Origin of the sequence: Pseudoalteromonas sp. SR44-5 (assembly GCF_014163675.1) — a bacterium.
Lineage (GTDB): Bacteria > Pseudomonadota > Gammaproteobacteria > Enterobacterales > Alteromonadaceae > Pseudoalteromonas > Pseudoalteromonas rhizosphaerae.
Genome location: NZ_JACJDT010000158.1, coordinates 1 through 670, shown reverse-complemented (window position 1 = coordinate 670; position 670 = coordinate 1). Strand labels below are relative to the sequence as shown.

The 670-nt window shown below is 37.3% G+C and carries 1 protein-coding gene and 1 pseudogene; both read left to right on the top strand.

What is annotated here, in order from left to right; translation table 11 throughout:
* On the top strand, positions 1–310 hold a 310-nt coding region (locus H5154_RS23485; RefSeq protein ID WP_220493447.1), incomplete at its 5' end, for a hypothetical protein.
* A gap of 4 nt (positions 311–314) precedes the next feature.
* A pseudogene (locus tag H5154_RS23940) lies at positions 315–670 on the top strand (hypothetical protein); the annotation flags it as partial.

Sequence of the window (670 nt, the reverse complement as noted above, 5' to 3'; positions counted from 1 at the left end):
CCATCTTAATTTTTTAGTGACTGATTTATCAAGTGGGCAGGGTATACGGCTCGATTTAAATCAGCATAATTGCGCCGCCATATTTAAAGCGCTCAACACAACCAGAGTTACATTTAGACTGCGAGTGAAAACGTATCCTAAGGGCAAAGGGGCGTCAGTGAGCACTGCCTTTGAGGATAATAAATTTATATTACCAGTATCAAAACGCGATGAGTACGGCGAGCTTGAAAAACCAAATAAATGGCTTACAACCGAAGTGAATTTATCACTATGGAATTATGCGCTAAAAAAAGAATTAGGATTTGAGTAACATTATGATAAACACCGAACAAATATCAGAATTACGCGCTCCGAAAAAACCAACTGACATGGGAAAATACTACCGAAAAGTGGAAATCAATTATGACAACCTGTTAGGAGAAAAAGATGAGGTTGGCGCTGATGGCCGTTATTACGGGTTATTATTAATGGGAAGTATGACGGATACGGATGATAGTTCTTATTCTTGGCAAGCATTAACCTTCTTTGCGATTGGAGCTATAATGCAAGTACTTGGGTTATTTAAAGCTAAAAGTTTACAACACCTATTAGACTCATTTCTTTTTGACCCTTTGTTTATCCTGGGGCAAGTTTTATTATTAATAATTGCTTTTATTTACCACCGTAAAGC